Origin of the sequence: Wolbachia endosymbiont (group B) of Rhopobota naevana, assembly GCF_947250615.1 — a bacterium.
In the GTDB taxonomy this organism is placed as follows: Bacteria; Pseudomonadota; Alphaproteobacteria; order Rickettsiales; family Anaplasmataceae; genus Wolbachia.
Genome location: NZ_OX366333.1, coordinates 265,092 through 288,562, shown reverse-complemented (window position 1 = coordinate 288,562; position 23,471 = coordinate 265,092). Strand labels below are relative to the sequence as shown.

25 protein-coding genes and 2 pseudogenes are annotated in these 23,471 nt (G+C 36.3%); 4 read left to right on the top strand and 23 right to left on the bottom strand.

Features of this window, described 5'->3' with window-relative positions:
- Positions 1 to 11 precede the first annotated feature (11 nt).
- The 23 genes and pseudogenes from OOL01_RS01520 to OOL01_RS01410 all read right to left on the bottom strand — a co-directional run bounded on the left by OOL01_RS01520 (position 12) and on the right by OOL01_RS01410 (position 19,528).
- Positions 12 to 1,460, bottom strand: a complete 1,449-nt coding sequence (locus OOL01_RS01520; protein WP_264686604.1) for a hypothetical protein — start codon at positions 1,458 to 1,460, stop codon at positions 12 to 14.
- A complete protein-coding gene (locus OOL01_RS01515) occupies positions 1,457 to 1,651 on the bottom strand; it encodes a hypothetical protein (RefSeq protein WP_264685152.1) in 195 nt (64 codons plus the stop codon). The genes OOL01_RS01520 and OOL01_RS01515 overlap by 4 nt, the downstream gene beginning before the upstream one ends.
- A 4-nt stretch (positions 1,652 to 1,655) precedes the next feature.
- Entirely contained in the window at positions 1,656 to 2,843 is a 1,188-nt protein-coding gene (locus tag OOL01_RS01510; RefSeq protein ID WP_264685153.1) for a hypothetical protein, read from the bottom strand.
- 14 nt (positions 2,844 to 2,857) lie between these two features.
- A complete protein-coding gene (locus tag OOL01_RS01505; RefSeq protein WP_264686949.1) occupies positions 2,858 to 4,783 on the bottom strand; it encodes a DUF4815 domain-containing protein in 1,926 nt (641 codons plus the stop codon).
- Positions 4,784 to 4,799: 16 nt separating this feature from the next.
- Positions 4,800 to 5,486: a hypothetical protein gene (locus tag OOL01_RS01500; protein WP_264686948.1), complete on the bottom strand. Its 687-nt coding sequence runs from the start codon at positions 5,484 to 5,486 to the stop codon at positions 4,800 to 4,802.
- A gap of 20 nt (positions 5,487 to 5,506) precedes the next feature.
- Complete coding sequence (locus OOL01_RS01495; protein WP_264685156.1) at positions 5,507 to 6,724, bottom strand: phage tail protein; 1,218 nt, start codon at positions 6,722 to 6,724, stop codon at positions 5,507 to 5,509.
- Positions 6,725 to 6,730: 6 nt separating this feature from the next.
- Complete coding sequence (locus tag OOL01_RS01490) at positions 6,731 to 7,528, bottom strand: baseplate assembly protein (protein WP_264377168.1); 798 nt, start codon at positions 7,526 to 7,528, stop codon at positions 6,731 to 6,733.
- A 9-nt stretch (positions 7,529 to 7,537) separates the two neighbouring features.
- On the bottom strand, positions 7,538 to 7,873 hold the full coding sequence (locus OOL01_RS01485; RefSeq protein WP_264377169.1) for a GPW/gp25 family protein: 336 nt from the start codon (positions 7,871 to 7,873) through the stop codon (positions 7,538 to 7,540).
- A 5-nt stretch (positions 7,874 to 7,878) separates the two neighbouring features.
- The gene (locus tag OOL01_RS01480) at positions 7,879 to 8,133 is read right to left on the bottom strand and encodes a PAAR domain-containing protein (RefSeq protein ID WP_264686947.1); all 255 of its coding nucleotides are present in this window, start codon (positions 8,131 to 8,133) and stop codon (positions 7,879 to 7,881) included.
- Positions 8,134 to 8,141: 8 nt separating this feature from the next.
- The gene (locus OOL01_RS01475) at positions 8,142 to 8,597 is read right to left on the bottom strand and encodes a phage baseplate assembly protein V (RefSeq protein ID WP_264686946.1); all 456 of its coding nucleotides are present in this window, start codon (positions 8,595 to 8,597) and stop codon (positions 8,142 to 8,144) included.
- Positions 8,584 to 9,057 carry a hypothetical protein gene (locus tag OOL01_RS01470; protein WP_264686945.1) on the bottom strand — a complete coding sequence of 158 codons (474 nt, stop codon included), beginning with the start codon at positions 9,055 to 9,057 and terminating at the stop codon, positions 8,584 to 8,586. The genes OOL01_RS01475 and OOL01_RS01470 overlap by 14 nt, the downstream gene beginning before the upstream one ends.
- Positions 9,038 to 9,540: pseudogene (locus tag OOL01_RS01465) on the bottom strand (phage tail protein). Before OOL01_RS01465 ends, OOL01_RS01470 begins: the two are co-directional and overlap by 20 nt.
- A 1-nt stretch (position 9,541) precedes the next feature.
- Entirely contained in the window at positions 9,542 to 9,847 is a 306-nt protein-coding gene (locus OOL01_RS01460; protein ID WP_262986521.1) for a head-tail joining protein, read from the bottom strand.
- A 96-nt stretch (positions 9,848 to 9,943) separates the two neighbouring features.
- Positions 9,944 to 10,948 carry a major capsid protein gene (locus OOL01_RS01455; protein ID WP_264686944.1) on the bottom strand — a complete coding sequence of 335 codons (1,005 nt, stop codon included), beginning with the start codon at positions 10,946 to 10,948 and terminating at the stop codon, positions 9,944 to 9,946.
- A gap of 24 nt (positions 10,949 to 10,972) precedes the next feature.
- Positions 10,973 to 11,344, bottom strand: coding sequence for a head decoration protein (locus OOL01_RS01450; protein WP_264686943.1), 372 nt, complete (start codon positions 11,342 to 11,344; stop codon positions 10,973 to 10,975).
- Entirely contained in the window at positions 11,319 to 12,425 is a 1,107-nt protein-coding gene (locus OOL01_RS01445; protein ID WP_264377348.1) for a S49 family peptidase, read from the bottom strand. Before OOL01_RS01445 ends, OOL01_RS01450 begins: the two co-directional genes overlap by 26 nt.
- Complete coding sequence (locus tag OOL01_RS01440) at positions 12,422 to 13,840, bottom strand: phage portal protein (protein ID WP_264686942.1); 1,419 nt, start codon at positions 13,838 to 13,840, stop codon at positions 12,422 to 12,424. The genes OOL01_RS01445 and OOL01_RS01440 overlap by 4 nt, the downstream gene beginning before the upstream one ends.
- Positions 13,840 to 14,871, bottom strand: a complete 1,032-nt coding sequence (locus tag OOL01_RS01435) for a PDDEXK nuclease domain-containing protein (RefSeq protein ID WP_012482036.1) — start codon at positions 14,869 to 14,871, stop codon at positions 13,840 to 13,842. The genes OOL01_RS01440 and OOL01_RS01435 overlap by 1 nt, the downstream gene beginning before the upstream one ends.
- Positions 14,872 to 14,897: 26 nt before the next feature.
- The gene (locus tag OOL01_RS01430; protein ID WP_211908700.1) at positions 14,898 to 15,122 is read right to left on the bottom strand and encodes a hypothetical protein; all 225 of its coding nucleotides are present in this window, start codon (positions 15,120 to 15,122) and stop codon (positions 14,898 to 14,900) included.
- Between the two features lies 1 nt (position 15,123).
- Positions 15,124 to 16,953 carry a phage terminase large subunit family protein gene (locus tag OOL01_RS01425; RefSeq protein WP_264686941.1) on the bottom strand — a complete coding sequence of 610 codons (1,830 nt, stop codon included), beginning with the start codon at positions 16,951 to 16,953 and terminating at the stop codon, positions 15,124 to 15,126.
- Positions 16,950 to 18,434, bottom strand: a complete 1,485-nt coding sequence (locus tag OOL01_RS01420; protein WP_264686940.1) for an ankyrin repeat domain-containing protein — start codon at positions 18,432 to 18,434, stop codon at positions 16,950 to 16,952. The genes OOL01_RS01425 and OOL01_RS01420 overlap by 4 nt, the downstream gene beginning before the upstream one ends.
- A 19-nt stretch (positions 18,435 to 18,453) precedes the next feature.
- Positions 18,454 to 18,924: a hypothetical protein gene (locus OOL01_RS01415; protein ID WP_264686939.1), complete on the bottom strand. Its 471-nt coding sequence runs from the start codon at positions 18,922 to 18,924 to the stop codon at positions 18,454 to 18,456.
- Positions 18,925 to 19,057: 133 nt separating this feature from the next.
- Positions 19,058 to 19,528, bottom strand: coding sequence for a RuvC family protein (locus OOL01_RS01410; RefSeq protein ID WP_264377173.1), 471 nt, complete (start codon positions 19,526 to 19,528; stop codon positions 19,058 to 19,060).
- Positions 19,529 to 20,252: 724 nt separating this feature from the next.
- Between OOL01_RS01410 and OOL01_RS01405 the strand changes: the two genes are divergently transcribed.
- From OOL01_RS01405 to OOL01_RS01390, 4 genes and pseudogenes are all read left to right on the top strand, one after another.
- Complete coding sequence (locus tag OOL01_RS01405) at positions 20,253 to 20,744, top strand: RNA polymerase sigma factor (RefSeq protein WP_264377175.1); 492 nt, start codon at positions 20,253 to 20,255, stop codon at positions 20,742 to 20,744.
- Positions 20,745 to 20,793: 49 nt separating this feature from the next.
- Positions 20,794 to 21,591, top strand: a complete 798-nt coding sequence (locus tag OOL01_RS01400) for an ATP-binding protein (RefSeq protein WP_264686938.1) — start codon at positions 20,794 to 20,796, stop codon at positions 21,589 to 21,591.
- A gap of 23 nt (positions 21,592 to 21,614) precedes the next feature.
- Positions 21,615 to 22,094 (top strand): annotated as a pseudogene (locus tag OOL01_RS01395) (hypothetical protein).
- On the top strand, positions 22,091 to 23,323 hold the full coding sequence (locus tag OOL01_RS01390) for an AAA family ATPase (protein ID WP_264686937.1): 1,233 nt from the start codon (positions 22,091 to 22,093) through the stop codon (positions 23,321 to 23,323). Before OOL01_RS01395 ends, OOL01_RS01390 begins: the two are co-directional and overlap by 4 nt.
- Positions 23,324 to 23,471 lie beyond the last annotated feature (148 nt).

Genomic DNA, 23,471 nt, shown 5'->3' with positions numbered 1-23,471 from the left:
TTCTTCCTCTTTTACTGCCAAAGTTTATATGTTGCATCTAGCCCTGGACACTGCCACGCTCTTAGCGTTCTCTCTACATCGATCTCAAGTCCTGTGGTTAAAAAATTACTGCGAAAGTTATATATTCCCCACTGAATAAATTGACCATAGATTGTGCTATACGTATGCTCACTCGCAAAGAACTCAGGTGTCTCACCAACTCTTTCACCTCCTGAGTGAAGATTGGATGACGTATAAAGTAACACTGTAACAGTTTTTCCTGCTGGAATGAGTATGTTACCTGATGCAATAAATTCAGGACTGTTAATTTCATGCTGGTAAATACGTGTCCAAGTAATTCTCGAAATCTCTGACTTCCTTGTATTAGTTTTATCAGGTGTACCTATAAATAATCCTGCTCCTCCATAATTAACTTCATCTTTATACCACATTGCAGATCCAACAAAGTTTAGAGTTTTACTTATATCTACATTGCTTGTGTTTTTTACGAATATTACTCCTAGTGCAGCATAAGGATATTTCAACATATTGAATTGCTCCGAAAATCCATCATACATGAATCTTGGGTATGATTCTCCGTAGATAAATGTACCTTTACTTCCTTCAAAAAAACTGAGTTGTCTTGGCCGATAAAAACTAACATAGCTTGTATCGTACGTGTGAGTACCTGCAAGTAGTTGCAGCATATAGTCTGTTTTTGTTATATCACCGCTCCACTCTCCAAGCTCAGTTGTAAAAGTTCCGTGGCCAAAGTAATTATTTTTTCTACTTAGTACACCAAATAAAAAAGGTAATGCTCCAGGTTCAATCATATGACGATTTCTTACTTCTTTCATGATTGATGAGCCACTTGGTACATCATTTATGGAGTTAAGCTTGGTTGGTTCTCTGCTCCTTATCTCCCTCATAATCGATGAACCACTTGGCACATCATTAACAGTACGGAAGTTATTCACTAAACCTTTTAGACCATCTTTATGATCATTGCCAACACTATTTATTGCTGCAATGTTGGCATTCTTTCTCGTATCAAGTAGCGATAAATTTGTTGTCCCTTTTTCATCAATTCTCTTTAATAACTGCTTCTCTGATTCAGAGATCACTGCTAAAGAACTAGCTTTTTTATTATCCAGATCAGTTAAGTGTTTTTTTGCACTATCAAGAAGTTCTTTTAGCTTACCATCAGTCATCTGTACAATTTCAGAAACTGCACTTTTGTCGACTATTGATTCCAATGCTTTAGCAAGATATGCTAATTGATCTGGAGTACTGTTTTCTGCTAAATCCTTAAGTCTTTTTTGTAGTGCATCAATTATTCCTTTTACTTCAGTCATCTGCACAACGTTGGAAATAGCTTTTTTATCTGCTATCAATTCCAGCGATTTTGCAAGATATGCCAGTTGATCAGCTGTGCTACTTACTGCTAAATCCTTTATCCTTTGGTATATTGCTTCTTTCATTCCCAAAAATTCAAAAAAGTTTCAAATCTAAATCGTTCAAAATTACTTTTCAGTTGATTATGTTTATTTTCTCTCTCACTCATATCTTCATCTATTTTCTCAATTGTGGTACGAATACGTACTACATCTTCCACTGCAATGTTTTCTGGATGAGGTAGTGGATACCCTCTACTCGTTTTATCATTTGACATTCTTCTATGTAACAATGATTCGTAGATTTTTGACTTTAGGACGATAGATAACTGTTCCACTTAAAACTAATTTTATCCTTGTCTCATTGCCATTAAAGTTTGTCAGCACATGAGTTCTCTCTACCCAATTTTCTCCAATTGGTTTTCCTGATGTTAAATTTACTAATTGCCATTCTCCCACGTTTTTCTCTACATAAGTTTTAATGTCTGCAGTGCCAGGTATTAGCGCATCATATGTTATGGTAATTTTAGTGTTAGCTCCTGCTGTAATGCTTCTTGTAACATAATCTCCTTTTTCCCCTATATTACCCATAACTAGCTGTAACCCAGGATATAGCACTGGACTTTTTTCTTTTGACCCTTTTAAATTTGCCTTTACTGTTAACTCTCCAGATAGTCTTTCACGCAGCGCGAGCGACAAGTTATCAGATAGAAAATTTTCTTTTCCCTCTTCATCTATCAGAATAAATTCTACATTGGTATCAAATGCTACTTTTTCGACGTTCGTCAAAACAATTAAATCTGAAGTATTGTTTGCAGTAACTTTACCAAGATCAATAACGTGAGAATTTTCAGTGAACTTCGCTGCTAAAAGCCTAAAAGTTAGATCTAAATTTTGATGTGGTGTCCAAGTACTTGCGTTGCTAGATGAAAGTAATACTCCTACTTGATATGGCTGACTTGTTACCCAACGGCTATTTACTGCATCATATTTGCCAAGTTCTGCTATCTTTACTGCAGTACCAGGATCATCAGTAAGCAGTACTATTGAATACTCCTCTCCTGCATGGCAAAACACTGGTGACCACTCTATACGTGTTGCTGTGCCATCTATCTTTATATCTTTTGGCTCAATATAACTTTCAGCAATGACAGTCTGCGAGGGCATTCCCACTGCTGTTTCTCTAATCTGCACAACAACACGTTTTTTGCCGCTATTTGTGAACCATAAATCTAGACCCCCTATGTGTCTGCTCTCATTTAAAGTAAATGTTTGTGCTAAAGGATCAACTCGTCTTGCTGCGATCACTCTTCTTCTTTCTTCTATGGTAATTGTTTTTTTACCAGTATAAGTTGCTTCTCCATAGCTTCCTTTATTCCCATAAAATTGCACCAATTTAGTACCTGCTGGAATGTTTGCTGGGATTTTTATTTTTCCCTTTAATTTTCCCTGATTGTTAGCTGTTAACATTTGGTTTTCCAGTTTTAAGTTATAGGTTGAATGTTTATTCCGTCAAATTTTATCTCTTTAAGCTTCTCATTTGGCTCAAAACCTTCAATTTCAAAATTCTGTATTGCTTCTCTCATAAATTCAGTTTCATAAGAATTACTTGATAATAGCTCTGTGGTCTCTCTAGTATTAAATTCTCTAGTTACTGGACTTTTCCAATTTGTTTTTACCTCCGTCCAGTGATCAATGTTTTTATTTATGGTAACTTTTGCGGTTATTTTATCAAAAGCTTGATACGGATTAATTTTTTCACTTTTAGTCTGTAAAAGCTGTTCTAATACCGGCTCAAGTTCATACGGTAAAAGATAAGGTTTTGTGCTCTTTTCAACATCAATAATTTCTACGTCTATCGGTAAAATTAGTTCCTTATTTACTATCGCTGCAGACTGCGAAACTCCTTGATCACGCATATCATCGTCAAAGAACGAATCTACAAACACTCCTTTTTTCGTTGTAGGTTCTCTTGAATTTGCATCACTGCGTAAACGTTCCTGTGCAACTAGCGCATAAAGATCATTTATTCCTTTTTTCATTGCTTCAAGCTCATTCATCGGTACAGCATGAATAGCATTATTCACTATTTTTACCCCTTCGCCTTTTTTCCACGTCTGATGAATGTAGCAGAGCAAAAGTTGTCCACTAGGCGCTCTAGGCATTGATGGTCTCCAGGGATGGGCAATTCCCTTGATTCTTCTCACCACTCCTTTGCTATCGATAGTAATTAAATCAAAGCGGGGCATTTTCCAGGTGTAATCAATCAGAACCAAGCTGTTATCAACTGCTCCTTTTACTTTGCATCCCTCTTCACTTATATCTTCAGGACTTACATGAGTACGACAGCGATAGGTTATCAGGTAACTACTCCCAGGAGCTGGTTCTTTGCCAGGTAATGACCAATCAACGTTTCCTGCATTTAACTTATAGTCTGTACTATTTTCATAAATAACATTGCCTTGTTTAACTTGAATAATCTCAAGTACTGCAGAGTCAGGTATCGGATCAACAGCTCCTGAGTATGAACCATGAGTAACAGTAGTGGTTTTCTGAACAGTTATATCTACTTTTTTGATTTCACTTATTGGAAAATCATTAACTTTAAGTTCCATTACTCTTTGGCTATTTAGCTGAAAAGTATGTGGTTCTGATTCAACTGATTTTATATTCGGATCTTGATCAAAAGAAACACGAATACTATGAGGTAACTCAATCTCATAGCCATCAACATGAGCTTTTCCCTCATTAATCACGAATACTTGTTTTTTGCCCTCTTCTTCCTTTTGCAAAAACATTACTTCAAGGCCATTTACAACGTAGGAACCATTAGCTTCTTTGTCATAACGAGCAAGAGCAGTAGTTACTATGTTTGCTTGTGGTGGTGGTGAATGTTCTATTAATACTCCATTTTCAATGTTATAGATTGGATAAAACTCTCCTGCAGAAAAACGTGGAGAAAGACCTTCTGCTTGATAACCCCAAATGGTGGAAACTTTAAGCCTTGCAGCTCCTACTTCTTGATAATTACGTGTACCAACAGCAGGATCACGAAGATTTTCGTCCTCAAGTTCTGTAATCGTAGATTCTAGATAATAAACACCTATACGAACTGTGGTACTCAGTGGAATAACAAACTCTTTTGCCTCTACCTTTCTCACCGCTCCACGAAGATAGATTTTTCCTCCTTCAAGTGTAACTTTACCAGTTTCTCTATCTATAATACAATTGCTTCCTGTTATAACATCACCATCACGAAATATTGCATCACCTATGCCTTTAAGCTTAGAAAGAGCATACTCCTGAGTCTCGTTTAATTCTGCAGATTGTAGACCTCTTCCTGCCAGGAACAAACTTTTTTCGTATTCTTTGTCAGGATTAAAGCGATTGTAATAGGCGTTTAAAGTCATTTTATGCTAGAAAAATTCAAAAAGTTACAACAAATGAAAAAGTTTCCCGAGTTGCAGCAGTTCTGATAAGTGGCACGGTATGTTCTAAAACTAACAAAATTCCCGGATTTTCCACGTCTTTTGGCTCAAAATATCTCTGCCCAGATGACACTTTTTCCTTTACCTTTGTACCAACCATAACTCCGAGCTCCCTTATTACTTGATTTGCTGCGTCCGTGAAATCGAAAGTAAATTTAAGATAGAGATTATTAGTTGGTACATTAGAGGGTTTAAACCTACCTGTGGGAGTTAGAAGCTCTCCATCATCATCACCAGTACAAAAGAGTATCTCATCAACAACACGACGTCCAACTTCCTTAATTAATGTTGCAGAAGTAATTAGTTCCGGTGGTGTGTCTTGAGTGTACTCTATAGTGATTACGCTATCTGCTATAATTGCACCATTTTCTACACGCTCAATAGTGCCTGAGCTACTATCAACTATATAATCTATGCTTGACTGATAAATTGTTTGCCCTGTATAAACTTTTACATCTTTAATAGTGTGGTGATCTAAACTTATCTTGCCGCCTGCTGCAAAAGTTTTTTCAACTTTGTAGCTGCTTTCCCAGGTAGAATCTCCAGATCCCCAAGCAAGATGTATCGGTTGCTCTTTTATGCTCGCAGCAATAGCTGCTCTGCCTGATTGTGTGAGTACTGACATAGTTGATTGTGCAGTTGATATTATGTATATACAAGATCCGTAGAAAAAACGTCCAATTTTTTTGCAATAATAGGATCAAAATCTTTCCAAGGGCGATTTAAGTGGCGATGTTCATGCCAAGTAACCATACCTGAATAGAATGCTGCTACGTAATTTTCTAGCTCATGAATGGGATCTTTCTGTTTTGAATCTGAATCATTTTGACAATCAACATGATATTCCACTAAATTAGACTCTATTATTTTTTGATCAGTAAAATTCTTCGCTTCATAGTAATAAGTTATACTAAATCGCTCTAAAATTGGTGTACGTTGAAAATTCCAAATCTGCTCAGAAAGTTTATCTTCACTTAAGTGAAGTGTATGCTCTATTTCTTCATAAGTAGTTGATGCAAAACAAGCATTGATATCCCCTAAATTCCAACTATCTGACAATACTATTAATGCTTTAGCACACTTAATTTCTGGCAATAAACTCTGTGGTAGAGGATATAGTGCTTCTAAGTTGTACCACTCATGATTTCTTTCATATGTACCGTTGTAATTCTTCGTGTGAGGCTCTTTCTCTCCTAATGTTGCAACATCTAACCTATATAAATCATTACTGTAACTTCTATCATAATGTGATCTAAAAGTGCCAAATTTAAATCTTGGATTTCCTATTTTCAGCTCAAATGAGTTTTTTCTTCCAAACGATAATACTGGTCCTTCTTTTGCTATTTTTACACCTGAGTAGTCTGAAAGAAGATCTCCAAAAATACTTTCATCTAACATAAATCGCTGAGCATTATAATAGTCATTGAATATTCGCATTAATCGAGATCTTGCCGGTGCAGAAAGTTTTGCCAGAGCAATTACACTATCGACAAAAAAGTCATTAGGAACATCAGAGATGCCAATTTGAAATTCAGCAAAATGCTCTCCTGGTGGTTCTTCTTGAATGGTAATATTATCAATGTTTGCCCACTTCAGCGCCATCTTCAGTGACTGTGGTGTACCGCGCAAACGTTGAAATCTTATTCCGTTTTGCTTAGCTGAGACCCATTCTTTTAATGCACTCTTAGTAGCTTTCTTACCCCAGGATAAAATTTCTCCCAAGCCGTATTCCGCTACTAGCCACGGCAACATTTCAGTCTGTGGGTTAATTTTAAATCCCCGTAGAGAATTTGCATCAAAAGAATAATTAATTATGTCTGTAAGTATTTGCTCTTGCTTTGAAGCATTTGGAGGAAGTATCACCAATTTTTACCTAACACTTAAATTATTTAAAGTAACGCATTCATTATCTCGCACGACGATGTCTTCTATCGGCTCTGTAAGCTCTATATTCTGCATACCTTCTATAAAGAGGTGGGCAATAATCCATGATCTGGTAACATTCCACCCTAAACCTTTAGCAGATTCAAGATCTTTGATAAATTGTTCCTTTGCAGCTTCGATAACATCTTTGGATGCAGTAGGGTAAATATGCACTTTAGCATGAATAGTAATGGGAATAATACCACAGCCAATAACTGTAAGCGTATCTGTTAATACACGAATATCATCGCGAATAACGTGATTTCTGACGATCTCTAGCAATTCTTCTGAAGGTACTCCATCATTTTCTGTGGAAAATATTGAAATCTGTACACTTCCTGGTATAGTTGATACCACTTGCGCATCTTTTACTCTTGTGTCAGCAGATAATGCATGATAACGATAATGCTCTTTGCTTCCTGCTGTTGACCAACCAACAATTTTGGCTTTTACCCGCTTTCTTAAGGATTCATCATTCTCTGACTCCTTTCTCAGCACACCATAAAATTCAGCCAAGTGATCAAGGTCATTACCTCTTGCAAAAGCAAGTAAATTTGCCTGTGCTGCATCATTAATCCTTTGCCTAAGAAGTAGTTCACGCCAGGCTGCCACTTCCAGGATTTTTATTGCTGGATCACTCTCAGTTAGCGCAGAAAAACTTGCATCTCGACGCATTAACTCTTCTTTCATTCGCGAAAGGATTTCCTCAAATTTTAATGTTTCGACAATATTTGGTGTTTTCATTCTACTGCCTTATACTATAATACCATCAAGGCGGATCGGCTCTCCATTTGGTAGATAGGTTCCTTCTAAAATGAGAGTTACTTTGCCTTCTTTAATTTCTGTTACTTGTACACGTTTAAGCTTAAATCGACGCTCCCACTTTTCCAGTGCTTCTGCAACTGCTGCATAAAGTTCTTGTGCAAAACCAGGTACAATTGGATGATCAATCAGCTCAAATAATCTTGATCCGTAATCTCGGCGCATAACACGAGTACCAATTGGTGTAGTTAAAATATCAACTATTGATTGTTTTAAATGCTCTATACCACTGATTCTTTTGCCAGTTTCAGAACTCATACCACGCATATTATTTACCCTGCAAAGACATTGTTACTTCCTTGTTCTGCTATTGCTCCACAGGAAATTAGGTCACCAGTACGAGCAATCGCTTTGCCATTTGCAAACACTGCTTTCGACCCTTGAGTCATTACTTTTCCTTCACTCAAACTATCTCCTTGCCTACAGACAGGTCTTCCGTTTATAAATACATCTCTGCTTCCACTTATACAAAAATGCGGCAATGCTTCTTCACAGTGATCTCCTAGGCGTATAACTGATTTATTCATTACTTTCCCTAATTTAGATTTATTCTTTTTGCTTTTAGTTTTATTTCGTTCTTTGTTATCTCTATGCTTGATTCCCCAACCTTCAGTGTTATTTTGTCTACTACTTCAATCTCTAAATGATGTTTCCCTTTATCATATGTAAATCTTGTCCCATCTTGAAATTTTACACTATTTACTTCCTTTTTATTCTCTGGAGGAGGGTATTTTTCCTGATATATTGCCGGTAACACCACCCCCAAAGACAATTCTCCCAATGGTGATAATACTATTACCTGTTCATCAATATTTGGTGGTGACCAACTTTCAGCTCTATTTGTTATCCATGGAAGAAAATCTGTTACAAGTTCACCTATTTTAACTTTTACTTTAGCTTTTTCATAATCTATTTTTTCGACAATGCCTATACGGACAATGTTGGCCAATTTCCTCCGCAATTCTGAAATTGCAAAATTACTTTCCAACATTCACATCGATTAAATGAGGTTTTATTTTACTCACTTCCCAAATCGATCGCCCTACATGCAATTCGTGCGCCCAGTCTACCATCCACACTAAATATGCATCGAGCTCTGGCCTAAAATCATCTCCTCCTCCTGATATAAATTCTCCTGGTGAAACATTTTTCACGTTCCAAGTATTTTTATTTACTACTCTGGCAACCTCAGCAGCTAATGATCTGACAATAATAGGGGCATTTTCTATTGTGCTATCAATCACAATTCGTGCTTCAAATTTTGCTCTCAGCGCCAGCTCCTCTGTTCCTGGATCTTTTCCTTGCTCTAGACTTGACAATTCTACAAATACCGCTGGAGCCGCTAACTCTTTCCTTATTGCTGGATATACTTCACATGTCTGTATCGCTGGTATCTCTGCCTCTAGCGTATTACAAATCGCTTCATGTAAATTAGTCCAAAATGCCGTCATAAAATAACTCATGTGTAAAATATTTTTCAAATATCCTTTCAACTTCATAATTAACAATATTATCCTTGAAGCCTCTGGTTTCAGTGACAATTTAACTTCCTTTATTGGCAATGCTGCTCTTCCTTCACGTTTAAAAATAACGCTATTTCCTTTTGGCATAACTGCTGCAAATCCTCCTATAAACTCATGCTTTCCTACTTTCGATCCCCTTCTTGTTTTTTGTATTTTACCAATTGTCGATGCTCTAATGTCATAGAGATTTGCTCTAATTAACACGTCTAATCTGCTAGTTTTCGCCTTAAAAATTCTTAATCTCTTTCTTATCAAACTTAATTTTATCTTCTTTTCCTCACTGATTTCCTTAGCTGCTTGCGCTTTTAACCATAGTGCCGTTTTGTTTAATGCCTTTACCGTTGCTAATTCTACTTTTCTTCTTTTAGCATTTACACTTTCTATTACCTCAACTTCTATATGAACAGACATTTTACACCCCAGACGCTTTTATTTTCCACGTTATTCCAGACTTGTCTCTAAGTGGCGGTGAGTGTACTTTATATCTTCGATCACCTATAACAAAAACATCTCCCACTATTGGCTTTAACACATCAAACGCACTTACTTCTAACGCTAAAGTTTCTTCCACAAATTGTCCTTCACCAATCTCGTATAATTTATCTGGCTGTTGCTTTAATACTTGTACCATGTATGACTTATCCTTTGATTTATACAAAGCCACTTCTCCTAAATGGGCAAAACAATCTTCTAATAATCGCTTAATATTCTCTTGCATATTTCTTTTTGATATACTAACCTTTACATGCTAAGAAAGCGCATATCGGTAGAGTCGTTCTGTGCCTCACCACCTTGTAGTTACTCTACCAGTATGTTATGCTATAGCGACTTTTACTAATACGCCAGGTCTATGGCACATTGGCAATGGATTTGACTGCGTATGTAAATCTGTTCCTCTATCAAATCTTCTTGGTTTTTGCTTTGCATATAGTGGCTGTCCTAGTGTGTTTACCGTCTCATTAAAATCTGCTGGTGCAAAATATGTTGTAAATGTGCTTGCTGTTCCTAGTGGAAAACAGTGACCTGTATCTTTCTCAATAAATCTTCTCACGGTTCCTTCAGGATCAGTTGCTTGTCCTCTGTATTCCTCAAATGTTATTCCACAAAACGTAAATCCTGATCTCATATCATTCCGAAGCGCTGCTCCTTCTTGCCATCTTTCATATGCTTCTTTTACTTTACTATGCGAAGTTAATGCATCAAAAAATTCAGGGCTTACCAAAGCATGTACTCCTGTCATATATTCACCACTTAGATTATCTTCTATATGCCGGAGTACTTCCAGACACTTACGCTTTACATCTGTTGTTGCTGTTCCTAGTGCAAAATTTACTACTTTTGGCGTGATTTCAAATTCGTTGTACAGATTTAATAATTCTGACCCGTCAGCATCTAAAATTATTCCTTTCAGCGCTCCCATTCGTAAATGCTCTAATGTTATTGCGTGTTTGTTTCTCATTAGCTGTAAATGGTCAGTTACTACGTCTGCCAGCGCTTTCAGTTCACTCTCTGATCCAAATGCTCTTATTCCCTGTACTTCTTCTGGTAACACTACATCATCATGAGGAATATGTGGAATCGTAAATGTTCTTACTTTTCTTTTTCCTCTTTTTCCTACTGTTGCTGGTGCTCCGGGTAACTGCGTTGGTAGTAAACTTAACACTCCGTTGTGTTCTTCTATCGTAATATGTCTAAATCTTACTGATCTACTTGGAAATAAATTTAAATTTCCAACACGTCCATAATTTATCGGCAATATATTCATCGCATTTGTTAGTGCCGTCATGCTAAATGCTGTATTTGTAAATGGATTTTGCATTCTTTTTCTCCTTATTAATTTTAGTTAAACTCCCTTGCGGATAATGATCCCTCGTCCTTCAAGTTGCTTTATTGCTGCAGTTTTCTGCTCTTCAGTGATATTTGCTGGCCATACAATTGCATGATCGGCAAGAAGAGCAATACGAGTAATTATTACTGCTTTAGTATCTCCATCTTTGCTATTTACATCGCTTGTTATTACACCTATCGCTGTTTGTGTGCCATCTGTGGCAGTTGGATTTATTACCTTAATCATGTTGTCTTTATCACGACCAACAACTGTACCAAGTTTAAGATTTTGACCTTTAGCTACTGCTATTGAGTCTCTTGAATACAGGCTTGATGCCTCATACTTTAATAAGTCACCTAGATTATTTTGTTCGGTTATAGTACTCATTTTGCTTTTCTCCTTTTGTTATATATTTTAAATGCCTACGACTTTTCGCTACCTGCATCATCAACTCTTCTCCTGAATTCTGTGGTATTGCACTCAGTATCTCTGTCTTTTTCGTTTGCTCTGCAAGTAATTCCATTAAAACCTCCCTTGCTTGCTCAACACTTACGCCCTGCTCAATAAATTCTCCTATCTTTTCTGGCATCTTTGATATATTACATAAACGTATTAATTCAAGAACTTCAGTACGATACTTAGTTAAATTATTAGTTTCTTCTTTTAGGTCAGTTATAGTTTGTTCGTTCATAGTAATACTCCTGTTTTTATTAATATATTTAAACTCTGAAAGAATTGTAATTCCATCTGCAAGACCTATTTCTACTGCTTTCTCGCCAAAATATAGCCCTGCTTCTGTTGATTTGATTGCCTCTACAGAAAGGTTTCTATTGCGTGCTATTAGCTCAACCAGCATTTCATATAAACGATTCACTTCGCTTTTTAGATTTTCTAAACTCTCAGAAGTTATTGGCTCATGTGGATTTAAATCATTTTTTCTACTTCCTGCAAACACTGTGGTATATTTTATTCCACATTTTTCATCAAATCCACTTTGATCTATATGACTTGCTATTACTCCTATACTCCCAACTCCTGAAGTGCGGGTGAGAAAAATCTTTTCAGCGCTAGAAGCTATAGCGTACGCAGCAGAATATGCATCATCATTTGCTATCGCTATTATCCTCTTTTTTCCTCTTGATTCATAAATAAAGTCAGCTAGGTCAAATATACCGTTTACCTCTCCTCCGGGGCTATCTATTTCCAGTATAATTGTCTCTATGCTACTATCTGCTAATGCTTGTGTAATTTGTTCTTCTATTTGCTCATATGATGTCATTCCGAGCATTTCATCAAATGCACCAGGTTTTTTAGTTAAAATGCCATGTATCGGTATTATTCCTCTTTCACTATTTCTTACTGCATGTTTTATATTTTTAAAGATAGGCTGCTTTCCTGTTTGTAGTGACAGTAACTCAAAACTCCTTGGTTCTACCATTACACATCTGTTTAGCCATTGTTGTTTCATATCACCTCTTGATTGGCCGTAACGTCAGAATCAAAACTTAAGCCCAGTTCACTTGCACGTCTTTGATCTTCTGCTATTTCTTGGTCAATTTCTTCTACATCATAACCCATTTCTGATACTACTTCCGCTCGACTCTTGAATCCATTTCTTACTGCCATTTGTTGTGCTTGCTGATCTTTCAGTGGATCCACCCAATCAAATCCCTGTGGTATCCATTTTACTTCTTCTTTCACTGCTTTTACTACTTTTTCATCTATACTCAGTTCTCCACAAAGCACTGCTAATTCTAGCCATCTATTCCAAATAGGTCTACAAAACTGGAACACTATCACGTTATGCTGTAACATTGCACACCTTCTGCGAAACTCTATCAGCCCTGCTCGAATGGATGAATAATTAACACCTGTTAAATCTCCTGTTAGCTGCTCATATGTTATTCCTGTACCTATTGCTATTGCCCTCAGTTGCTGTCTCATGAATGCTTCATAACTTCCTCCTACGTCTGATGGTTCTGAAAATTTTATGTCCTCTCCTGGGTCTAAAAGCTGCATTGTTCCAGGTTCCAGTCCAGATAGTGCTACTCCTTGCTCACTTGCTTCACCTTCTCCCATGATATTTGCTTCTGGATCGAGTCTCGTAATAAATCCAGCAAACATTGCTGCAGTTTTCTTTCTCACCAGCTCTGCATCATCATATTGATCAAGCTCATAAAGCTTCAGCAGTATATTAGAAAGCCAAGGCTCCCCTCTGATTTGCCCAGGTCTTAATGGTCTATAAATATGTAAAACATCATTTGCTGGCACTCTCACTGATTCACCAAACGAGCCTTCACCAGGGTGTTCTTTAAATAGGTAATATGCTTCTCTTTGCCCAAGCTTGTTAAACTCAATCCCGTTTCTTATTACATTACCATTTCCTAAAGTTTGATTTGTTTTATTATCTAAATGTTCAGACTCAAGTACTTGCAGTTGTAATGGTACAGAAAATCCATCTTCGAGTTTACGATTTCGGAGGCGTACAAAACATTCTCCTCCCTCTATCATACTTCTGCATACTAGAGCTTGTAATCCATAAAAATCACTTACTCCGTTACTATCTGCTTCATCTGTCCATCTTAGCCATAATTCTTGTACTTTCTTTCGAAATTCTCCATCTCTTGCTTTTGATTGCGGTTTTATTCCTGTCCCAATAGAGTTACTCACTATGGTATCAATGATATTTGCTGCATATGGATTTTTTCTCACCATATCACGTGATCGACTACGTAAAGTTTCAAGGTTTTGAGACAGCAAATTGTTTATACTTCCTAACTCTGGTTGAAAGTGAAAAAATCTTCTTCCTGACCCTGCTGCATCCCATGCAGAGCTTTTGATTTTTGGCTTACTAAATAGTTGTTTGAATGATTTGAGTAGCATTACTTCTCTTTATCTGAAACTTTAGATAACTCAGCTTCTAATTCCTCTATCGTTGGTAAAGCTGTCTTTATATTCTCTGGTAGACTTTCAGTTATTCGATATTCTGCTAGTCCTATTGGTTTTGTCATATCTTTTAGAGTGTATTTTGCTAGTACATCATTTTTAGATTTACATAAAATCAACCCTACAGATGGTTGATCTGTCTCGTGTTTTAGCAAGTCATCTACTGCTGAAAGGTAGAAATTCATTTTACCGGCGTATTCTGGTTTAAACTTATTATCTTTCAATTCAATTACTATAAAACAACGTAATTTTAGATGGTAGAATAATAGATCGACAAAGAAGTCTTCATCACCAACATCTAAATGAAATTGTCTACCTACAAATGCAAAGCCTTCACCAAGTTCTAACAAAAACTTCTCCATATGTCCTACAAGACCTTTTTCTACTTCTCTTTCATGAGCATCCTTTCCTATACTTAAAAAATCAAAAATATATGGATCTTTTAACGTGTAATGCGCTAGATCTGATTGAGGTGAAGGTAACTTCTCTTTAAAATTAGTGATAGCCTTTCCTTGACGTTTATGTAACCCAAGTTCAATCTGCATTACCATGATGTTTCTTGACCAGCCATGTTCTATAGCTTCTTTTATGTAGAATAGCCTCGCTTCTTTGTCCCGAACTAAGTCCATCAGAAATACATTATGTCCCCATGGCAATTGGGCAACAAGTTGTTGCACAAATTCAATATCTTGATATTCCCCTGCAAACTGCCTCATATATTTTAGATTTCTTGTGCTAAAACCTTTCATTTCTGGAAACTCAGCCTTTAAGTCTCTACTTAACTGCTCAATTACTTTGGATCCCCAACCTTGGCTCTTTTGTTTTTCTAGAATCTGTGTTCCAATATAATGATAAAGTAGTAGTAGCTCTTTATTTACTGTTCTTGCTGCTTTATAACGACTAATAGCAATCTGTTCTTTCAGCTGCTCTAAAAATTCTGTATATTCTTTTGCTATAATTTTTGTCATACGGTTCCTTTCAACGATTTTCATCATTATATGATCCCCTTACTCGTTGAAAAAACAATTTTCCTCTTTGGCTTCATGCCCGCAACTTTTAACCCCGCTTTTATTCGTTGCCTGAGCTCCAATAAATCCTTTATTTGAACTTCCCCGTACCGTACAATATGGTCACCATATGCAATTGATACTACTCTCTCTCCATTTTGTAGTTTCTTTATCGCTTCTTCGACTTGAATTAAATATTCTTCGTTATACATTTCACTTCTCATTCAACCATTGGCTTTGCCTTACTTTTTTAGGCTTTTTGCTTTCCATTTTTCCACTCAAACTATTCCATTTATTTTCTTGCCACCTATCAATTCCAAGCGCAATAGATGCAGCTCTCGCATAAATTCGGCAATCTAGCACTTCGTTTCTTTCTCTTACCTTTTGCCACTCCTGTTTGGTGTATCCCTTTACTACCTTGCTGACTAACTGCTCTGCCGTTAGCTGCTTAAAATACTCAGGTGCATACTCGGGAAAATGACAATATCCAGGTAGAGCTTTTCCTTCTTCTTCTTTTAAAATATTAAATAATTGAAAAAGCTCTGACTTTAATATTGATACTCCTACTGGCCAGAGCTTTATTCCTCTTTTTAATTTTTGACCACCAACTGTTATATCTACTCTACTTGGGCTACTAAGTGTCACTAACGCTTTATTTACACCTTTCACTGCCATTACTCTTCCTGATCCTTGATGACTTCTCACCCAATTGTATACTTCCTGCGTTGCATATCCAGCATCTACTGCCATCATACTTATCATATATTCAAGCCCATTTTCACCGATAAAATGATGATTGAGGAGCTCCGAAAGCTTTCCCCATACTTCTCCACTTCCTGTATCTCCTTCAAATACTCGGTAGTCTATTGACCAATTTTCTCTGCCTTTTCCCCAGGCTACAACTTCTACTTCCAAGCGATCTTTTTGAACATCTACTCCTGCTGTGAGAACTACTTCGCCTTTTGGTACTGTGCCAATCTGAAAAAATTCTCTCCTGTTAAATAATTGCTTCCAGTCCGGTACTTCTCCTTTATCTACCCAGGTTTCTCCAAGCGTGGTATTTATCCAAACTTTCAGTAATTGTTCACTTTCCTTTGCATGGAGAAAGTTCTCTACTGCTTGTTGCCAACTATACCAGCCTACTGGACTATAAAGACTTGAAAGATGAAATCCTTTTTTCTCCCCTTCTTTTGCCCCTGTAGCTCTCCATTCTCCACGGTCTAGCATCTCTGTCTTTTGATGATTTTCTATCTTTTCACCACATTCTATACACATATAGTGTGCTGTATTTGGATTTTTATCTTCCCATTTTATTTGTGACCACTTTAAAATTTGGTAATAATTACAATGCGGACATGGTACAAAAAAATATCTCTTGTCTGTAGCTTCAAATTCCTTCTCAATTCTGCTTATTCCATGAATCGTTGGCGTTGATACTAAAAAAATCTTTCGCCGTGCAAATGTATTAGTACGGGCTATGCTGAGTAAAACTGGATCTCCTTCACCTCCCGAATCTCCTGGATAGGCATCTATTTCATCAAGAAAGAGATATTTTACTGGCATAGATCGGAGGCCTACACTGCTATTTGCTCCGGTTATTACTACTATTCCACCTGGAAATTCCTTACTTTGTACAGTATTCCCTGAATCTCTTGATCTTGGGTCTTTTACTTTACTTTTTAAACATGGTGTACTTTCAATCAGTGGCGCAAATCTTCCTTTTGACCAACGTTTTCCCATTTCAACTGTTGGCTGTACTACTAGCATTGGCCCTGGTGTTTGATCGATGATATAGCCTATCCAATTGTTACCAGCTTCTGTTCCCCCAATCTGCGCTCCTTTCATGAATACTACTTTTTCTGCAGGTGAAGAAGGAGAAAGTGAATCCATTATTTCTTTTAAATAAGGAGTTCTTTCTGTTCTCCATTTCCCTGGCTCTGATGCTGCAGTTGGTGCTAGAACTCGATACTCATTTGCCCACTCTGATACTTTAAGCTCTGGATCTGGTCTTAAACCTTCAGAAAAAGCTCTAGCGTATATCATTGTCTGCATCTACTCATAATTGACTCTATCTCAACATCATTAACAGTAGAACTACACTCTTCCAGTTCCATAAACATCTTTTTCTGAAATTCCTTTTCTATGTATCTTTTGCTCATCTCACTTATCATTATTGCTATAATAAGCGCAAGTATTCCTGTTGTTGTTGCAAAAATGATTGTACTGCTTATTGTTGTTGCTGTTAAACCTATATATGCTGCCATTGCTACTGCGCTAACTGTAATACAGATGCAGATAATATTATTATGTTTTTTCATCCTTTTATCTGCTATTTCTCTCTGTGCTATATATTTATTATGAAGGGTTGGAAAATTAACAACGGTATCTCTGCAGAGTAACGCTCCATTTTTTTCAGTAAATAAAACTTTAAGTAACTCTAAATTATTTGACTTGATTGCTAAGTGCAAAACAGGTGTATAGTTTGCTCCTTTTTTCAGTAGTAATTTTACTACATGTAAATGTCCTTTTTCTGCAACAAGGTAAATAGGTGATAAACCTTTATTATTTACAATATCAATATCAATTTCTTCCTTTAAGATTGCATCTACAAGCTCAATTTCTCCTCTTTGTGCAGCTAAATGGAGTAGACTATTCTTTTCAGAACCGTATTTATTACTCATCAAAGCCTTCTTTATCTCAGGTTTAGCGTAATCAAATGGTGTCTTGCCCCTATCGTCTTTTACCAGAGGGTCTATATCTTCTCGCGTTAGTAAGACCTCTATTGTTTTAAGTCTTTCAGCGTAATGTAGAGGTGTTCTATTTTCGTAGTCCTGCAAATTGACTTGAGCATTAGGCTCCTTTATTAAGCATTTGAGAATATCAAGACATAAATCCCTTTCATCGTAATTAGTATTACTTACAGCTATATGCACAGGTGATAATTTCATCGAGTTTTGTCCTACACGTGCGCTATTTACATCTGCTCCTAGCTCCAGTAATAACTTTACTATCTCCAACTTCTTGTTATTAACTGCATAGTGCATTGGTGTCTGATTTGGTGCATCAAAGACATCTATTTCAGCGCTTCCTTCTTCCACTAAAATTTTGACAACATTTTCATGTCCTATGCCTGCTGCTAGATGTAATGGAGTATGATGCAGAGCATTTCGTACATTAACGTCAATACCTTTTCTGATCAAATATCTCACTGCATTAATTTCACCTATCATTGCAGCTAAATGAAGTAAGCTATCTTGTTCTGATCCGTATTTGTGATTGATTAATGCTTGTAATATTTCTGCTTTTTTACCTTCTTTGGCATAATCTAAGGAGGTTTTGCCTTCATTGTCCTCAACAAAAGGATTAATGTTCTTTTTCGTGAGTAACAGATCTACCATACTTAATTCATCAAACTCTATAGCGCAATGCAGTGGAGTTTTTCCGTTTAACCCTCTGACATTAACATCTAATCCAGGTTGATTAATGAGGCATTTTATTAACTCTAAACTTAAGTTATCAGCCATTTTATATTCAAAATCTTTTTTATATTTGAAATTTAGTATTAGATAATTCTTGTAATGAGTTTGTAATCTCTTCGGTTAGCGCCATATGAATCTTTTCAGTGTCGCTCAGTGATGCAAGCAGTGCTGAAACTCTATTTGGAATATTAAGCAAATTATTACGGACAACTCTTGCTACATTAAACGCATCGCGCTTTACTTCTTCTACTGCTACAAGTTCTCCTATCTCAGCCTTAGCTTTCGCCTCAAGAAGTTTACCACGCTCCGTTTCATTTTTTATTCGCGTTTTTAGCAATATCGTTGAAAGCTTTTCTCCATTCTCTTTTCTTCTCAGTGGTTGACTTGGATCACGAACAGCTTTCAGAGCTTCATTTGCCTGCTCGGGGTCAATAAGTCCATCTTTGAGTTCAACGATTCCTTTCTTTACCAAAGAACAGACATATTGCCTTGAAAACCCTTTTTCTCTTGCCCATTCTGCTTGCTTAATTTTCACCTTTTTTTCTCCTTTTTTGGCACTGCTCAGCTATAACTGCACAAGTAGTCAACATTTGAAATATTTCTGACGCTAAAGAAGGCCCGAGGTCAGGACCACCAAACCCTCCAGCATGGCCGAAAGGACCCACTTTTTATGATACTTTTAATGTATTAAAATCTTTACTGAAATTCATAACATAGAACATTAAAGCTAAAGAATCTGCTTCATTATCATCTGTTGGACAGAAACCCTTTTTCTGTACTGCTTCAATTACATCAGCTTTACTTGCATTGCCTTTGCCTGTTATAAAGCGTTTGATAGTTTTCACAGATACACCTTTGTATGGCACATGATGTTCTTCACACCAAGCAGAAAGATGTGCTAAAAACCCTCCATAGATATGTGAAGCATCAGTTCCCAAGTGTCTTCTCACTTCTTCAAAGTACACAACTTCAATACCTGGAAATTTATACTTAAGTGCATTAAGCCAATTACGAAAATTTAAAAACTGCATTCCACCACCACTAAACCTGCTAACATGAAAACTCTTACTTCCACTTTGCACTATTCCATCATGTAAAATAGTCCAACCAGTTTGTTTGCCAAGATCTAGGGTGAGCATTTCCTTTCAATTGCTGAGTACATATATATACAAGATTTGGAAAATTTTCGTCCAAAAAATCTTCAATTTTTGAAAAATTTTTTATAATTAACTCTTTCTTGAAGATGTTTATTTAAAAACCTTACTTATCCTAAACATGATTTTTCTACTTTTAGAGTTTTTTTTATTATTCTAAATCTTATATTTTATATGTTTTTATATATGTGTATATTTTTATATATGTATTATATATATATTATATATAAGGGTTTTAGGAAGCTGGAACCCTCCATATTGGCGGACTTCAGATATGCCGTTCCTAGGAACGGTTTTAGGAACGCATGGTGAAAACCCTCCATACAGGCTAATTCTAGATTCCTGATTCCTAATTCCTGATTTAGGAAGCCAGTAATTAGGAACGGAACTTAAGATCATAGAGAGCACATTTTTCCCTCTTAAAAATTGGTAATATTGAATTTCAAAATATGAAATTCTTATATATCTTACTACATTTTTAACATAATTTTAGAAAGCCTGAGCTACCCACTCTTTGAAATCCATTCAAAATAGTTTCCAAAAACCTGAACTGTATTATTTTAAATTGCATCAGTATTATTCTCAAAAAAAAATAACAGAATATCAATAGATTAAAAATCGCATCAGTATTATTTATTTTTGCTCCTGTCCTACATAACGGCATTAATAACTCCCATCCTTAAAGCATTAATTTGTTTTAGGGAAAACCATGAAATTAAAAAATATAGCTATAATTGTTAAAAACGTAAAATACCAAGCCTATAGACTAAAACTTGCTAAGTGCTTTATTGATGAGAATAACGAAGATCTTGAGCAAGAACTCTTCTGTGAAATTTGGCCATGTCTTGATCAATATGATGAAGATAAAAGTAGCTTTAACACTTTCGTAGCAAGATTAACTGAAAACAAAGCTATTAACTTGCTAAAGAAACAGCGATGTGCAAAACGCGATATCAATAACTATATTAGTATCGATGTAACAGAGCTACTTGAGAGTGAAATAACAAAACGCATTGATGTAGACTATATGATCTCGGTTTTACCAAAGGAATGGCAAAATATATGTGAGCAACTTAAGTTTTTCAACTTACATGAAGTTGCCAAAATGAACAACGTTTCAAGAACCACTTTAAACAATATTATCAAGAAGATACGTGCCAAACTTTCTCCTATTTACTACGAAGGCAAAAAGAAAAATTGAACAAAATTTTTGCCTTTCTTGTATATATACATTGCAGCATGGATAAATAATGATTCTTAAAATTTTGAATAATAATGAAAGATTGCAAACAATATCAAGTGTAAAGATGGTCATCTTTGGTCCTTATGGTATTGGTAAAACAAGTCTCCTAAAGACTATAGATGAACCAACACTTTGCCTTGATTTTGAAGCAGGGCTTCTTGCCGTTCAAGACTGGCAAGGAGATTCAATTAGTCTTCGCACTTGGAATGAAGCTAGAGATATTGCTTGTCTTATAGGGGGGTCTAATCCTGCGCTGAAGTCTGATCAAGCATACAGCCAAAGACACTATGAACATGTATCTGGTAAGTACAAAGATCTTTTCTCTGAGTTTTCTAAATACCGATGCATCTTTGTAGATAGCATAACCGTTGCTTCATGTTTATGTCTGTTATGGGCAAAAATGCAACCTGAAGCTTTTTCTGAGAGATCAGGAAAACAGGATATGAGAGCTGCGTATGGATTACTTGCTCAAGAAATGATGGCTTGGCTCAATCAATTTCAACACATCAGAGACAAAGACATCATCATAGTTGGCACTTTAGGTCAATATCTCGATGACTGCAATCGTCCAACTTGGCTACCTCAATGCGAAGGAACTAAAACTGCCAGTGAAATTCCTGGGATAGTTGACGAAGTAATCAGTATGGTTGGAATCAAGAAAGATGATGGAACGGAGAAGCGCTCTTTTGTTTGCCACACTTTAAACCCTTGGGGATACCCAGCTAAAGACCGCAGTGGACGCCTGAGTATGGTTGAAGAACCGCATTTAGGCAAGCTGCTTACAAAGATTAAAAGCAAGTTTTAAAATTTAAACATGGAGAGTGATATATGTTACAAAACCTATTAACTGATTTTAACACTGTAAAACCGCAAAGTAGACTGATACCAAAAGGTACAATAGTAAAGGTAAAAATGACAATCAAGCCTGGAGGTTATGAGCATTGGTTTACTAAAAGCCCCACTACCGGTAGCATTTATTTAAATACAGAATTTACCGTTATTGAAGGTCTATATGAAAAGCACAAGATTTACCAAATAATTGGTATTAAAAGTAATAAAGCAGAAGATACTTGGGGAGAAATGGGTCGCTCTATGCTTCGCAGTATCTTGGAATCAGCACGTGACATTCATCCACATGATAACTAAGAAAGTGCAATCCTTGCTCGTAAGCTAAATTCAATTGCAGAATTAAATGGCTTAGAGTTTACAGTAAAGGTAAGTGTTATAACTGATGAATATGGAGAAAAGAACAAAATTGCTTCGGTAGAATACCGCAAAAATTATGAAATTGACAGAGTACCATTTTGAAGTACGACGAGGAAAAGCTTTGGTCTGCTGTCGTTACTAGAGGTATTCAGGACGCAGTAGGAAAAAACTCAAAGCTAAGAGAAGAAGCAATTCATTGGCTGAATTCAAAATCTTTTGAAACTGTTTGTGAGCTAGCTAATCTCAACTTTACACGTATGAAAAATATGTATGGGAATTTTATGTCTAAAAAGCAAAAAGAGTTAAAGATGTTATTGATTGATAATATCAAGGAGTGTGTTTCTTACCTACTTCCAAATGGTGAGTTTTACCGAGAAAAAACTTATATCGGAAACTTAAATGGAAATACAATTACAGTTAAAATAGTAGGTAAGGAAGCTGGTGATTGGCGTAATTTTACCAAAGGGACTAGCGGTGATATTATTGATCTTTGGATTTTGATTAAAGGTGATATATATTCTGCTAGAAAGTGGCTCAATAAAAAATCAAAGAGTGGAGAAAAAAAAGGGGGGAAAAGAGAAGAAAAAATATTTTCTGTAAAGCAGTACTTAAGTGATCAATCACCAATACCAGAAGATATAATAGCTCCACGAATTCTCACTCCAGGTGGTCTTTTAGTCATTGGTGGTACGCCAAAGGTTGGCAAAAGTTATTTTCTTCTCTCTTTGCTTGCACATCTTGCAGCAGGAGTGTCGTTTCTTAAGATGAAGTCAGCAAGGCCACTAAAAATAATCTATCTGCAAAATGAGATGGAGTACAATTATATCAGGGAACGCATACAACAAATCATAACTAATCAAAGGCTGCCAAATCTAGCAGAGGAAAACTTGATTGTTACTACAAAGATGAGATTAACTTTAAATGATGAAGGTATAGAGAGAATAAAAGAGATCATAGGGGAAAAATTTAAAACGATAGATCTTATCGTCTTGGATTCGATTGACTATGAAAATATATTTTCTGGCCTGCAAAGCAGAATAGAAAAATTACGTTCTATAATTAATCCTATGGCTGGAATCATTATTACACGTCATACCAGAAAAGTATCCACAGCTACACTCGCAAAAAGTCCTTTTCAAGCTTTAATTGGTGCTAATGCTTTAAGAAGTTTTTATACATCTGGTATGGTAATGTTTCAACCAAATAAACGTGCAAATGTCTTGCAAGTAGTATATGAGCTAAGAAACGGTAAATCAATACCAGCAAAATTCATTAGCAGAGTAAATGGGCGTTGGCAGAACTCTAAAGTTATAGCTACAGGTGCGCCGTAGAGACATGGAAAGTGTTGAAGCTGCATGATAGATGAGGGTGGGCCCCTCGGAGCCGGTTTACAAGAGCAGGCTTTAAACAACCATAAGCTGCTTTGGTAAAGAGCCAAGGTGGTGAGCGTTATGGAAAAGGTGCAACTATGCATCATGT